A 14516-nucleotide genomic window follows, 5' to 3' on the forward strand; every position below is an offset into this window, starting at 1 on the left:
ATTCACGTCAGGTGTGACCTCGGGGGACTGAGATGGCCCGCACAGCACCGGCACCGATCGCCACCTGGTCCAACTGGTCCGGCAACCAGCAGGTCAGGCCCGTGCGTGTGGCGAAGCCGACCAGCACCGACGAGATGTCCGCCCTCCTCCAGGATGCCGCCGCGACCGGGCACCGCGTCAAGCCCGTGGGTAGCGGTCACTCGTTCACGGCCGTCGCCGTCGCGGACGACATCCAGATCGATACGAGCGGTCTGTCGCGGATCGTGTCCGTCGACCGGGCGGCCCGGCTCGTCACCACGCAGGCCGGCGCGCGGCTGCACACGCTCAACGACGTGCTGTCCGGGCACGGTCTCGCGCTGCCCAACCTCGGCGACGTCGACGTGCAGACCGTCGCCGGGGCGATCTCCACCGGTACGCACGGGACCGGTGCCACGGTCGGGTGTCTTTCCACGTTCGTGGAACGGCTGACGCTGGTCACCGCCGCCGGCGAGGTGCTGCACTGCGCCGCGGACCGGCACCCGGACGTGTTCGCGGCCGCCCGCGTCGGTCTCGGCGCGCTCGGCGTCATCACCGAGGTCACGCTGCGCTGCGTGGACGCGTTCGTGCTCCGCGCGCACGAGACGCCGGTGCTGCTCGCCGACGTGCTGGCCGGCGTGGACGACCTGATCGCGGGGAACGACCACTTCGAGTTCTTCTGGTACCCGTACACCGGCCGGGGTCAGGCGAAGACCAGCAACCGGGTGCCGCTGGACGACGCGCCGCTGCCCCGGTTCCGCGCCTGGCTCGACGACGAGTTCCTGTCGAACACGGTCTACGGCGGCCTCTGCCGCCTCGGCCGGGCCGTTCCCGCGCTGGTCCCGAGCGTGCACGAGGTCGCCGCCCGCGGGCTCACCGAGCGCACCTATACGGCCCGCTCCGACCGCGTCTTCTGCACGACCCGGCGGGTCCGGTTCACCGAGATGGAGTACGCGGTGCCCCGCGCCGCGCTACCGGAGGCGCTGGCCGCGCTGGAGCGCATCCTGGCGGCGCTGCCGTTCCGGGTGCAGTTCCCGGTCGAGGTCCGGTTCACCGCGGCGGACGACATCTGGCTCTCCCACGGGTACGGCCGCGACTCCGCGTACCTCGCCCTGCACCAGTTCCAGGGCGCGCCGTACGAGCCGTACTTCCGCGCGTTCGAGCGGGTCGCGACGGCGCTGGGCGGCCGCCCGCACTGGGGCAAGCTGCACTACCGCGACGCGGAGTCGCTGCGTGCGGCCTACCCCCGCTTCGACGACTTCCGCGCCGTCCGCGACCGCCTCGACCCCGGCCGGGTCATGCAGAACGCCTACACCAGGCAGGTCCTCGGCGCCTGAGCCACCGCCGCCCGCTCAGGAGGCGTCGGTGGCGGCCTTCGCGGGGGCGGCCTTCTTCGCCGGGGCCTTCTTCGCCGCCGCGGTCGTCGTCTTGGCCGCGGCCGCCTTCTTGGCCGGGGTGGCCTTCTTGGTGGCCGTCTTCTTCGCGGTGGTCTTCTTCGCGGCGGTCTTCTTCGCCGGGGTGGCGTCGCCGGCCGCCGCCTTCTTGGCCGGGGCCTTCTTGGCGGCGCGCTTCTTGGCCGGGGCCGGCCCCTTGGCGCGCTTCTCGGCGAGCATCTCGGAGGCCTCTTCCAGCGTGAGGGCCTCCACGGTCTGGCTGCGGCGCAGGGACGCGTTGAACTCGCCGTCCGTGACGTACGGCCCGAACCGGCCGTCCTTGATCACCAGCGGCTTCTCGGTGGCCGGGTCGTTGCCCATCTCGCGCAGCGGCGGGGCGGCGGCGCGGCGGGCACCGCGGGTCTTGGGCGCGGCGAGGCGGGCCAGCGCGTCGTCCAGCGTGACCGTGAAGATCTGCTCCTCGCTGTCCAGCGAGCGGGACTCGTCGCCCTTCTTCACGTACGGCCCGTAGCGGCCGGAGAGCGCGAAGACCTCGGCGCCGTCCGGGGCCACGCCGACCAGGCGCGGCAGCGAGAGCAGGCGCAGCGCGTCGGCGAGCGTCAACTCGTCCGGCTTCTGGCTGGTCAGCAACGAGGAGTTCTTGTCGCCGCTGGACACGTACGGCCCGAACCGGCCGGACTTGAGCAGCACCGGCTCGCCGGTCTCCGGGTGCTCGCCGAGCTTGCGTTCGCCGCTGCCACCGCCGAGGAACAGCTCGTCGATCTTCTCCGGCGTCAGCTCGTCCGGAGCCAGCGACTCGGGGATGGAGACGCGGCCCTCCTCGGACGACTCCGCGGCCGGGTCGTCGGTGTGGTGGATGCGCTGGATGTACGGCCCGTAGCGACCGACCCGGACCACGACGTCGCGGTCCTCGTCGTCGCGGAACAGCGGGATCGAGTTGACGCTGCGCGCGTCGATCTCCGCCAGGTTCTCCGTGACCAGCTTCTTCAGGCCACCGGCGCGGGCGATCGACGCCTCGGCGCCGGCGCCGCTGCCGAAGTAGAACGCGGTGAGGAAGTCCGCGGACCGCGCGTCCCCACCGGCGATCTCGTCGAGCTGGTTCTCCATCGCGGCGGTGAAGTTGTAGTCGACCAGGCCGGGGTAGTGCCGCTCCAGCAGGCCGACCACCGCGAACGCCAGGAACGACGGGATCATCGCCTGACCGCGCTTCGTCACGTACCCGCGGTCCTGGATGGTCTGCATGATCGACGCGTAGGTGGAGGGACGGCCGATGCCCATCTCCTCCATCGCCTTGACCAGCGACGCCTCGGTGTAGCGGGACGGCGGCTGGGTGGTGTGGCCGACCGCGTCCAGCTGCTCCGCGGTCAGCGGCTGGTCCTTGGCCAGGTTGGGCAGCCGGCGCTCGGCGTCCTCCGCCTCCGCGTTCTCGTCGTCGGAGGACTCGACGTAGGCGCGCAGGAAGCCGGGGTCGGTGATGGTCTTGCCGGTGGCGCCGAAGTCGGCCTCCTCGCCGGCGGTGGAGACCGCGCGGATGCGCACCGAGACGGACGAGCCGACCGCGTCGGTCATCTGGGACGCGATCGTGCGCCGCCAGATCAGCTCGTAGAGCTTGAACTCGTCGCCGGACAGCTCGTTCGCCACCTCGCCCGGGGTGCGGAACACGTCACCGGCCGGGCGGATCGCCTCGTGCGCCTCCTGCGCGTTCTTCACCTTGCCGGTGTAGCGGCGCGGCTGGGGCGGCACGTTCGCCGGGCCGTAGAGCTCGGCGATCTGGGTGCGCGCGGCGGAGAGCGCGGACTCGGAGAGGTTCACCGAGTCGGTACGCATGTAGGTGATGTAGCCGTTCTCGTACAGCCGCTGGGCGGTGCGCATCGTCTGCTGGGAGCCGGAGCGCAGCTTGCGGGCCGCCTCCTGCTGGAGCGTGGACGTGATGAACGGCGCGTACGGCCGGCGCCGGTACGGCTTCTCCTCGACGCGGGTGACCTGGAACGGCCGCCCGTCGAGGCGGGCGGCCAGGCCGCGGGCACCGTCGCCGTCGAGGTGGATCACCCCGGCGCCGGGCCGCACCTGCCCGGTGGTCGGCTCGAAGTCCTTACCGGTGGCCACCCGGTCACCGTTCAGCGCGATGAGCGTGGCGTTGAACGTGCGCGGGCCCTCGACCTGGCCCTGCACGGCGAGGCGGGCCAGGATGTCCCAGTAGTCGGCGGTGCGGAAGGCCATCCGCTGGCGCTCGCGCTCGACCACGATGCGGGTGGCGACGGACTGCACGCGGCCCGCGGAGAGACCGGTGCGCACCTTCTTCCACAGCACCGGGGAGACCTCGTAGCCGTAGAGACGGTCGAGGATGCGGCGCGCCTCCTGCGCGTCGACCAGGTCGCGGTCGAGCTCGCGCGGGTTCGCGACGGCGGCCTGGATGGCCGGCTTGGTGATCTCGTGGAAGACCATCCGCCGGACCGGGACCTTGGGCTTCAGCGTCTCGATCAGGTGCCAGGCGATGGCCTCGCCCTCGCGGTCCTCATCCGTGGCGAGCAGGACCTCGTCGACGTCCTTGACCAGCGAGCGGAGCTTGGTGACCTGCTTCTTCCGGTCCGGCGAGACGACGTAGAGCGCGGTGAAACCGTTGTCCACGTCGACGCCGAGCCGGGCCCACGGCTTGTCCTCGTAACCGGACGGGACCTCGGCCGCGTTGCGAGGCAGGTCGCGCACGTGCCCGAAGCTGGCCTCGACGACGTAGCCCGGGCCAAGGTAGCCCGAGATCGTCTTAGCCTTCGCCGGTGACTCGACGATGACCAGACGGGTGCTCTTGGCGTTGCTCGGCACGTTACTCCTGACCTCGGTGGATCCCTTACGACGTGGATCGCCTGATCTATTGGCGGCTGGCAGCGCGTGGCTCCGATCGGCCACGGCTGATCATGCGCGCCGCTGCGCCAACCGATCCACGGTAACGCGGTCGGTGGCCGGCGGGTCGCGCGGGACCGCCGGCGACCCCACGCTACCGGGCTGCCGGCGCCACGGATCGGCAACGCCGTCCGAGCGACCGCTGTTCCCCCCAACGGTGTCCGCTGCCGGAAAACATCGGCACGGACCAGCACCATCGTGCCGGTCTATGTCTCGGTCATCCAGTCACCGTAACTGTCGGAGATTAGACAGTACACCGGCGGTCAGGACGGCCACGCGGACTCCGGCGCGGCGTCCGGGCGTGGCCCGACCAGGCCGGCCAGGCGGGCGATCCGGCGGCGTCCGGAGATGCGCAGCCCGGGGTCGCCGTCACGCGGCACGGTGAGGCGGCTCGGCAGGCCGGCCGCGTGCAGCGCGGCGCGGACCGTCTCCCAGATCGGTGCGTCGGCACGGCCGAGCCGAAGCACATATCCGGACGGGTCGGGCGCGCCGGCCGCCGCGACCCAGAGCCGCAGGCGGAAGCCGTTGAGGAAGAACGCGCGCGGCGGGCGCTTCGGGTCGCCGGGTTCCCGCAGCCAGGCGCGGGCCAGCGGCATCAGCGTGGTGGCGTAGGCGGTGCGCACCTCGAGTCGCTCGTCCTCGGTGCGCGACCAGGTGGCCTGCAGGCCCCGGCGGGCGATCTCGGGGACCAGCACGTGCACCCGCCACGGTTCGGCCACGATCACCGAGACGCGCGCGGTGCCGCCCATCCGGACGATCTCCCCGGGCCCGGCGAGCAGCCCGGCCAGGTCCGCGACGCCCGGATCGTGCGCCTCCACCCCGAAGAGCGAGGGCTCCTCCCCCCGGCCACCCGCCCCGGGAACGCCTGACGGCCGCCCCTCCGCGGGGGCTCGATCGCGATCCCGGGGAGCACGACGCCGACCCTTACCAAGATCAAGATCTTGCGGGGGTACGTCCGGGAGGCCCGGGATCGGCGGGTTGACGGACACGTCAACGGCACTCCGGCACCTGGTCGAACGCCTCGCGGAGCTCCTCCGACTGCAGCGACGACGTGTCCAGCGCGGCCTTGTCGTACTCCGTGCCGAGCGTGCTGACCACCTGCTCGACGCCCGTGTAGAACGCGTCCGCCTGGGTGGTGTCCAGCGCGATGATCGCCCGGTGCGCGTTGTCGTAGGCGGCCCGCACGCCGTCGAGAGAGGTCAGGAAGCCCTGCGCCACGCTCTCGCCGTTCTCCACGTCCGGCACGCCGGCCCGCTCCACGCCCTGACGCGCGGCCTCGCTGGCGTCCCGGGCGCCCTGGAACAACCGGGCCAGGTTCTCCCGCGCGGCGCTCGGCGTGGTCTCCGCGCTCATCTGCTGGTTCGTCCGGTCGGCCAACGTGCTGATCTCGGTGCGCCACGGGCCCAGCGCCTCACAGACCGCGGACGCCCACGCACTCGGCGAGGCGCCACCGCCACAGCCGGCGGCGAGCAGGAGAAGGGAGGTGAGGACCGCGGTGATGGACACCATGCGGGGGGTGCGCATGGAGAGCAGCGTACGACTGCGGGTCATCGGCGCGCGATGCCGCCGGGGAGCCTACTGATCCCCCCGGCGGCATCTCCCACTAGGCGCTCACGGCCTCCTGCTTGGGCGGGACCGGCGTGCCGGACGTACCGGCCGGCGGCTCCTCACCCATGGAGACCGGCTTCCGCTTGCTCCAGACCACGGCCGCGACGATGACCAGCGTGGCCACCGCGGCGATCGCGATCCGGACCGGCGTGTTCGCCTCGTCGCCGATGCTGAGCATCACGACGCCGGGTGCGATCAGCAGGCTGACCAGGTTCATCACCTTGATCAGCGGGTTGATGGCCGGGCCCGCGGTGTCCTTGAACGGGTCGCCGACCGTGTCGCCGATGACCGTCGCGGAGTGCGCCTCCGACCCCTTGCCGCCGTGCGCGCCGTCCTCGACCAGCTTCTTCGCGTTGTCCCACGCGCCACCGGAGTTGGACAGGAACACCGCCATCAGCGTGCCGGTGCCGATCGCGCCGGCCAGGTACGACGCGAGCGCGCCCGCGCCGAGGCCGAACCCGACCGCGATCGGCGCCAGGACCGCCAGCAGGCCGGGGGTGAGCAGCTCACGCTGTGCGTCCCGGGTGCAGATGTCGACCACGCGGCCGTACTCCGGGCGGGTGGTGCCGGCCATGATGCCCGGGTTCTCCCGGAACTGCCGGCGGACCTCGACCACGACCGCGCCGGCCGACCGGGAGACCGCGTTGATCGCCAGGCCGGAGAAGAGGAAGACCACCGCGGCGCCGATCAGCAGGCCGACCAGGTTGCGCGGGTCGGACACGTTGAGCAGCGCGTCGATCGACAGATCCGCGCCGGCGTCGCCGATCGCGGTGGTGATAGTGTCCCGGTACGACCCGAACAGCGCGGTCGCGGCCAGCACCGCGGTCGCGATCGCGATGCCCTTGGTGATCGCCTTCGTGGTGTTGCCGACCGCGTCCAGCTCGGTGAGCGTGCGCGCACCGGCCTCGTCCACGTCGCCGGACATCTCCGCGATGCCCTGCGCGTTGTCCGAGATCGGGCCGAACGTGTCCATCGCGACGATGACGCCGACCGTGGTCAGCAGGCCGATACCGGCCATCGCGACCGCGAACAGCGACAGGATGATCGAGCCGCCGCCCAGCAGGTACGCCCCGAAGACGCCGGCGCCGATCACCAGCGCGGAGTAGACCGCGGACTCCAGACCGACGCTGATGCCGGCCAGGATGACGGTCGCCGGGCCGGTCAGCGAGGACTTGCCGATGTCCTGCACCGGCTTCTTCTCGGTCTCGGTGAAGTAGCCGGTCAGCGCCTGGATCGCGGCGGCCAGCACGATGCCGATCACGACCGCGCCGATCGCCAGGAACTGCGGGTTGCCGGTGAAGTCCGCGCTCACGTTCGGGTCGTCGAACCCGGCGAACGTGTTCGGCAGGTAGAGGAACGTGACCACGGCGACCAGCACCGCGGACAGCGCCGCGGAGATGTAGAACGCCCGGTTGATCGCGGTCAGGCCGCTGCGGTCGGACGCGCGCAGCCGGGTGATGAACACGCCGATGATCGCGATCAGCACGCCGACCGCGGAGACGATCAGCGGGTAGACCAGGCCGTCCTCGCCGAACGCGGCGCGGCCCAGGATCAGCGCGGCGACCAGCGTCACCGCGTACGACTCGAACAGGTCAGCGGCCATGCCGGCGCAGTCACCGACGTTGTCGCCCACGTTGTCCGCGATGGTCGCGGCGTTGCGCGGGTCGTCCTCCGGGATGCCCTGCTCGACCTTGCCGACCAGGTCCGCGCCGACGTCCGCGGCCTTGGTGAAGATGCCGCCGCCGACCCGCATGAACATGGCCAGCAGCGCGGCGCCGAAGCCGAAACCCTCCAGCACGGTCGGCGCGTCGCCCTTGTAGAGCAGCACCACCAGCGAGGCGCCGACCAGGCCGAGACCCACGGTGAGGAAACCGACCACGCCGCCGGTGCGGAACGCGATCTTCATCGCCTTCTCCCGGCCGCCGGTCGCCTCGTTCGCCGCGGCGGCGACGCGCAGGTTCGCGCGGGTCGCCAGCGCCATGCCCGCGCCGCCGATGAACGCGGAGAAGACCGCGCCGACGACGAAGAACGCGGAACGGCCGATCTTCACCAGCGTCTCGTTGCCGTCGGTGTCGTGCACCGGCAGCAGGAAGAGCAGGACGAGGGCGATCACCACGAAGATGCCGAGCGTCTTGAACTGGCGGAAGAGATAGGCCGACGCGCCCTCCTGCACGGCGCCGGCGATCTCCTGCATGTTGGTCGTTCCCTTACCGGCTGCCAGCACGCCGCGCACGAGCGCGAGTGCGAAGCCCAGCGCCACCAGCGCGATGACCGCGGCGACGACGACGTACGTGAGATTCGTACCGGTAAGGGACAGGCCGTCGCCGGCGGCGACAGGGCTGAACCCGGACATCGATGTCCTCCTCAATTCCTACCGTGCGCGCACCATCCGGCGGACGAACCGGTGGTTGCGGCCACGCGGCCGTGGCAGCGTCCGGCCCTCACCCGATCGAGCGGAGCCGGGAACAGTACGTAATGACCCGCGTACTGTAGCGGTCACCCGTGTCGAGGGTCACAGCCGGAGCCGTCGTGTCGTGATGATGTTGGCCACTGTGTTAGCCGAGCGCCTTCATCGGGGCTTGTCTGTAGGCACAGTCAAGGTCATCGGGTCGTCACGCGCAACCGGACGCCACAAGATCAAACCCTGACCAGGGGGTACGTGGCCGGGCGCGCATCAGGCGCATCTACCGGCGTTTATCGGGTTTTACCGGCCTTTGCGGTGATGGCCGGAGGGGCGTGGCATTCGACGGTGCGTTTCGACCACGCGATGTGATCTGCGTCTCGCCCGGATCGCTCCGGTGCGTCCGGGCTCGCCGCTTCACCCCGCGCGGCGGCGCGCCGGCACGGTGGAGCGCGGTGGCCGGTGGCACTCCGTGCGGAGCATGGCAGAGTCCGGGCGTACCGCTGGATGAACTTGGTTTGATCTTGTTTGGGTCTTGCGGCGTGCGCGGGCAGGCGCCCGTGCCGTCAGGCGGCGTGGGTGGGCCAGGCCATGCGGACCTCGGTGCCCACACCCTCCTCGACCGGGCGCACCTGGAGATCATCCACAAAACCGGCCAACAGGGCAAATCCGACACCCGTGGTCAGCTCGTCATCGGAGAGCGACTCGTTGGCCAGCTCGTCCGGCGGAATCGACGGGATGCCGAGACCGGCCTCTATCGGCGCGCGGTCGATCACCCGGACGGTGTACGAGTCCGCGTCGGACATCACCACCTGGACCGGCTCGAACACGCCGTACTGCCGGTGCAGCGCGACCGCGCGGGCACACGCCTCACCGATCGCCAGGCGCACCTCGTCGAGCAGCTCCTCGGCCACGCCGGCGCGACGGGCCACGGCCACGCCGACCAGCCGGGCGGTGCGCACGTGCACAGGCGCCGGGGAGAACGCCAGCCGGACAGTCGCCATCACGCGGTCGGACCGGAGTCCGCACCCGTCCCGCCCGCGGCCTGCACGGCCGCGTCGACCGACGGGTAGATCGGGAAGACCTGATCCAGCGCGGTGATCCGGAAGATCTTGAGCAGTGGCTCCTTCGCGCAGACCAGGCCGAACGTGCCGCCGATCGGACGTAGCCGCTTCAGCGCACCGACCAGCACCCCGAGCCCGGTGGAGTCCAGGAACTCGACGCCGCCCAGGTCCACGATCACGCCGCGCACGCCGCCGTCGATCAACTCGACCAGCCGCTCGCGCAGTCGGGGGGCCGTGTAGACGTCGACCTCGCCACCGACCTCCAGGACCGTGTGCCCGGCGACGGTGCGGGTCGCCAGCTGCAGCTCCATCAGTCCTCCTCGGTGACTTCGGCGGTTACGCCCAATCGAATCTAACCATCGGGCGGCCACGGCCGCATCGCGCGGCCCCGTGCTTCCGCGTCGACGTTTGGGTTTTCCGCACACCAGTGCGAGAGTGCACGACGTGAGCCACACCGCGGTCGCCCCGGCCGAACTGCTGCGGCGCCTGCACACCTCCCCCTCCGTGACGCACGTGGAGATCGTGCCGCCCGCCGCCGGTGACCCCGTCGAATGGCCTTCCTGGGTCCCGTCCGCGCTCCGCTCGGCACTGGCCGCGCGCGGCGTCACGCGGCCGTGGCGACACCAGGCCGAGGCCGCGACGCTCGCCCGGGACGGCCGGCATGTGGTGATCGCCACCGGTACCGCGTCCGGCAAGTCCCTGGCCTACCTGCTGCCGGCGCTGACCGCGCTCGACGCCGACCCGAAGGCCACCGTGCTCTACCTCGCACCGACGAAGGCGCTCGCGGCCGACCAGCTGCGCGCGGTGACGGCACTGGCCCCGCAGGTGCGGCCGGCCTGCTACGACGGCGACACACCGTCGGAGGAGCGGGAGTGGATCCGGGCGAACTCGCGGTTCATCCTGACGAACCCGGACATGCTGCACCACAGCATCCTGCCCCACCACCACCTGTGGTCCACGTTCCTGCGCCGCCTGACGTACGTGGTCGTCGACGAATGCCACGTCTACCGCGGCCTGTTCGGCTCCCACGTGGCCCACGTACTGCGCCGGCTGCGCCGGATGGCCGACCGCTACGCACCGGTGCCGTTCGGCCCGGACCCGGCCGACACGGCGCCACCGAACGCCGTCGGCGAAGAGCCGCCGAACACGCTCGGCGAGAAGCCGCCGACCGCGGCGGTTCCGGCACGACGTGGTGCTGACGTCGCGAGGCACGCCGGTGACCCGGCGCATGAGGTCTCGCTGTCCGTCTCAGAGGCAACGGTTCCGGCGCAGCACGGGGGTGACACCCCGCGGCACGCAGGCGACCCGGCACATGAGGTCACGCGGTCCGCGCCGGAGGCGGCGGTTCCGGCACAGCACGCGGGTGACGCGCGGCGGCATGCCGCGGATCCGGCGCGGGCGGATACGCGCGCCGGGCGGGGAGCGGGAGCGCGCGGACAGGCCGGCCCGCGGCGGCGTGGAAGGGCGGTGCGGCGCAGCCGGGCCGTGTTCGTGCTGGCGTCGGCGACGTCCGGCGATCCGGCGGCGGCCGCGGAACGACTCACCGGGCTGCCGGTGACCGCGGTCACGGCGGACGGGTCGCCGCGCGGCGGTGTCACGTTCGCACTGTGGGAGCCGCCGCTGCTGCCACCCGGCCTGTCCGGTGATCCCACGGAACTGGACCCGGACGACGACTCGCTCGCCGCCCCGTCGGTCCGGCGGTCCGCGCTGCGGGAAACCGCGGACCTGCTCACCGACGCGATCACCCACGGCGTGCGGACGCTGGCTTTCGTCCGGTCCCGGCGTGGCGCCGAGGTGGTCGCGTCGATCGCGCGCCGATCGCTCGACGAGGCCGTGCCCGGCCTGGGCAGGCGGGTCGCCGCCTACCGCGCCGGGTATCTGCGCGAGGAGCGGCGCACGCTGGAACGAGCGTTGCTCACCGGCGAACTCCTCGGCATGGCGTCCACGAACGCGCTCGAGCTCGGCGTCGACCTGGTCGGCCTGGACGCCGTGATCATCTGTGGTTACCCCGGCACCCGCGCGTCGCTGTGGCAGCAGGCCGGCCGCGCGGGCCGCTCCGGCGGTGAGGCGCTGGCCGTACTGGTCGCCCGCGATGATCCGCTGGACACCTACCTGGTGCACCATCCGGACGCGCTCTTCGGCCGCCCGGTGGAGGCGACGGTGCTGGACCCGGCCAACCCGTACGTGCTCGGTCCGCAACTCTGCTGCGCCGCGAACGAGGCTCCGCTGACTGCCGACGACCTGGAGCTCTTCGGCGGCGCACCGGCCGAGGCGACCGTGGCCGCGCTGGTCCGGTCCGGTTCGCTGCGGCGCCGCCCCACCGGCTTCTTCTGGACCCACCGCACCCGCCCGGACGTGGACCTGCGCGGCGAGGGCGGCTCGCCGGTCAACGTGGTCGAGTCCGCCACCGGCCGGCTGCTCGGCACCGTGGACCCGGCGTCGTCGCACTTCATCGTTCACCCCGGCGCCGTCTACCTGCACCAGGGCAGCTCGTTCGTGGTCGAGGAACTGCACCTCGACGACGCGGTCGCGCTGGTCCGCGCGGAGGAGCCGGACTGGACCACGCACGCCCGGGACGTCACGTCGCTGGCCGTCACGTCCGTCCGCGAGCGCTTCGACGCCGGCCCGGTCGGGCTCTTCCTCGGTGAGGTCGACGTACACGGGCAGGTCGTCTCCTATCAGCGTCGCCGGATCGGCTCCGGCGAGGTCATCGACACCCGGCCGCTCGACCTGCCCGTGCGCGAGCTGCACACCGTCGCGGTCTGGTTCACCATCACTCCCGAGGCGCTGGAGGCCGCAGGGGTCGAGCCCGCCGACGTACCCGGCGCCCTGCACGCCGCCGAACATGCCGCCATCGGCCTCCTCCCGCTCGTGGCCACCTGCGACCGTTGGGACATCGGCGGCATCTCCACCGCCGCGCATCCCGACACCGGCCTGCCGACCGTGTTCGTCTACGACGGGCACCCCGGCGGTGCCGGCTTCGCGGAACGCGCGCACGCGGTCGCCGCCGACTGGCTCCGCGCCACCCGCGAGGCCATCCACTCGTGCGCCTGCGAGACCGGCTGCCCCGCCTGCGTCCAGTCGCCGAAGTGCGGAAACGGCAACAACCCACTGGCCAAGGACGCCGCCGTACGGGTCCTGGACGCCGTGCTGGCCGCCCTCCCCACCGCTGCGGGCTGACGTCGCCACGTCTCAAATCGCGGGATGCGCGGAGCAACCTCGCTCAACATGGGCATCCATCTATGGGAGCGCTACCATGCGTCTCCCGACACCGCGCGTCCCGCCCGAGCCCCAAGGGAGCCCTTCCGTGGCGAACACCATGTCCGACACCGTCGAGCTCGTCTACAGCATCGACCCCGACACGCTCACGGTCGACCAGCAGATCGCCCTGGCCCAGGCCTACGCCGCCCTCGCCCAGGCCGAGCGCCTCGACTGGATCTTCCAGCGTCTCGACAAGATCCACCAGATCCTGCTGGCCATCAACGTCCGCACGCCGGCTCCGTCACCGACCTCCCACGCCGCCTGACTCGTACCACCCGGCGCACCCCGGGCACCCGCTCCACGACGACGCCCCGCGGGCCAACCCGTGAAACAGCAAACGAGTCGGCCCGCGGCACGAACCGCACAAGCAGCCGGTAGCGGACCTCGTCGGCCCGCCGGCGGCAGAGGACCGCCAACCGAACCTCGGGGCCCGGTAATCGACGCCGGGACTTCGGTGGCCGATGCCGGGGCCGCCGATGGCCGACGGCGGGGCTCCGGTTACCGACGGCGGGGCTCCGGTGACCGACGGCGGGGTGCCGGTGACCGACGCCGGGGCCGCCGGTGGCCGACGGCGGGGTGCCGATGGCCGACGGCGGGTATCAGTTGAGGGTGCGGGGTGTCGGTGACCGACGCCGGCGGAGCCGGGAGATCGTCCGGTTCGGCGGGGGCCGTAGCGGGACCGGCCCTCGCCTCGGCGTGGATGGTCGCGTGAAGACCGGGCCAGGGCTCGGCGTCGAGCGCCGCACGGATGGTCAGGATCAGGCCTTCCGCATCGCACGACGCGGTGCGTGCGCCATTCGCCGCGACCACGCGGGTGGCGCGCTCACAGGCCATCGACTCGCCCCGCGGGACGAACGGTGCGCCCGCGAGCGCGCCGAGGTCCGCCGCGATCCGGACTCGCCGGACCGCGGCCTCAGCACCGATCACGGCGGCGCCGACCACCCCGGCGCACACGAGGAACAGCCCCACGGCCGCAACCAGCAGAGACGCTGCACCTCGATCCGGCGCCACCACGCCCGAAGGTGCCAGGCCGTGAGGCTCCATGCACCGAACCGCCAAGCCTTCAGGTGCCAAGCCTTCAGGCGCCAAGCCTTCAGGCGCCAAGCCTTCAGGCGCCAAGCCTTCAGGCGCCAAGCCTTCAGGCGCCAAGCCTTCAGGTACCGCGCCGTTGCGCGCCGCGTCCTGAGGCGCCGCGTCCTGAGGCGCCGGGCCCTGAGACGCCGGGCCCTGAGGCGTTTTGCGTCGGTTCCCGGTGCGGTCGGCGGTCATGGTCGGCCGGGCGGGTGTGTTCGGGCCGTGTGACGTGCTGGTCGGCGGCATCGGTCGGGGGCCGCTCATTCGGCGGTCACCGAGACGCCGGGTTCGATGGCGGCGACCGCCTCGCCGGTCGCGGTGATGTCCGGGATTCTCAGTCCCAGCGCACGGACCGGCACCGTCACCACGGCCCGGACGTGCTCGCCCTCGGGGACCACCGTGACGGTCGCGCCCGGTGGTGCCGTGGCCGCTCCGGCGTCCATACCGGACTCGCCGCGCGCGGCGGCGAGTGCGGCATCCCGTGCGGCGTCGTAGCACCTACCGCGATCGGTCACGGCCGTCACGGCGGTGAGGCCCGCCCCGAGGAGCAACACCAGTGCCGGCAGCGCCGCCGCGAACTCCGCGGTGAACGCACCCCGGTCCGCACCGGCGGCGACCGTACCGCCGGTCGAGCTTGCGAGCGGCGGGTCTGCCGCCCACCCGGCCGGCGACGGGCCTGAGCCCGGCGGGGCGACGGGCATGCCGGGCGAAGCCGACAGGCGACGGCGAAAGACCGGCGGGCGAAGGTGAAGGGCCGACGTGACGGCGTGGATCACCGGCACGATGCGGCCACGGTGATGG

General features: G+C 72.3%; 11 protein-coding genes. 3 read left to right on the forward strand and 8 right to left on the reverse strand.

The window, feature by feature from the left end; translation table 11 throughout:
• Nucleotides 1-32 precede the first annotated feature (32 nt).
• Complete coding sequence (locus J2S44_RS16670) at nt 33-1352, forward strand: D-arabinono-1,4-lactone oxidase (protein WP_310414454.1); 1320 nt, start codon at nt 33-35, stop codon at nt 1350-1352.
• Nucleotides 1353-1367: 15 nt separating this feature from the next.
• Here J2S44_RS16670 and topA read toward each other — a convergent pair whose 3' ends face one another.
• The 6 genes from topA to J2S44_RS16700 form a co-directional block, all read right to left on the reverse strand.
• Complete coding sequence (topA, locus tag J2S44_RS16675) at nt 1368-4229, reverse strand: type I DNA topoisomerase (RefSeq protein WP_310414457.1); 2862 nt, start codon at nt 4227-4229, stop codon at nt 1368-1370.
• Nucleotides 4230-4570: 341 nt separating this feature from the next.
• On the reverse strand, nt 4571-5125 hold the full coding sequence (locus tag J2S44_RS16680) for a hypothetical protein (RefSeq protein ID WP_310414460.1): 555 nt from the start codon (nt 5123-5125) through the stop codon (nt 4571-4573).
• Nucleotides 5126-5297: 172 nt separating this feature from the next.
• Nucleotides 5298-5831: a hypothetical protein gene (locus J2S44_RS16685; RefSeq protein WP_310414462.1), complete on the reverse strand. Its 534-nt coding sequence runs from the start codon at nt 5829-5831 to the stop codon at nt 5298-5300.
• 79 nt (nt 5832-5910) lie between these two features.
• Nucleotides 5911-8268: a sodium-translocating pyrophosphatase gene (locus J2S44_RS16690; protein WP_310414465.1), complete on the reverse strand. Its 2358-nt coding sequence runs from the start codon at nt 8266-8268 to the stop codon at nt 5911-5913.
• A 614-nt stretch (nt 8269-8882) separates the two neighbouring features.
• On the reverse strand, nt 8883-9323 hold the full coding sequence (locus J2S44_RS16695; RefSeq protein WP_310414468.1) for an ATP-binding protein: 441 nt from the start codon (nt 9321-9323) through the stop codon (nt 8883-8885).
• Entirely contained in the window at nt 9320-9691 is a 372-nt protein-coding gene (locus J2S44_RS16700; protein WP_310414471.1) for an STAS domain-containing protein, read from the reverse strand. Before J2S44_RS16700 ends, J2S44_RS16695 begins: the two co-directional genes overlap by 4 nt.
• A 133-nt stretch (nt 9692-9824) precedes the next feature.
• Between J2S44_RS16700 and sftH the strand changes: the two genes are divergently transcribed.
• Entirely contained in the window at nt 9825-12560 is a 2736-nt protein-coding gene (sftH, locus tag J2S44_RS16705; RefSeq protein ID WP_310414474.1) for a DNA 3'-5' helicase SftH, read from the forward strand.
• 127 nt (nt 12561-12687) lie between these two features.
• A complete protein-coding gene (locus J2S44_RS16710; protein ID WP_310414477.1) occupies nt 12688-12906 on the forward strand; it encodes a hypothetical protein in 219 nt (72 codons plus the stop codon).
• Between the two features lie 233 nt (nt 12907-13139).
• Here the strand turns inward: J2S44_RS16710 and J2S44_RS16715 are convergent, their stop codons facing one another.
• Nucleotides 13140-13979, reverse strand: coding sequence for an Rv3654c family TadE-like protein (locus J2S44_RS16715; protein ID WP_310414480.1), 840 nt, complete (start codon nt 13977-13979; stop codon nt 13140-13142).
• Complete coding sequence (locus J2S44_RS16720; RefSeq protein WP_310414484.1) at nt 13976-14416, reverse strand: TadE family type IV pilus minor pilin; 441 nt, start codon at nt 14414-14416, stop codon at nt 13976-13978. Before J2S44_RS16720 ends, J2S44_RS16715 begins: the two co-directional genes overlap by 4 nt.
• Nucleotides 14417-14516 lie beyond the last annotated feature (100 nt).

Source organism: Catenuloplanes niger, assembly GCF_031458255.1.
Taxonomy (GTDB): Bacteria; Actinomycetota; Actinomycetes; order Mycobacteriales; family Micromonosporaceae; genus Catenuloplanes; species Catenuloplanes niger.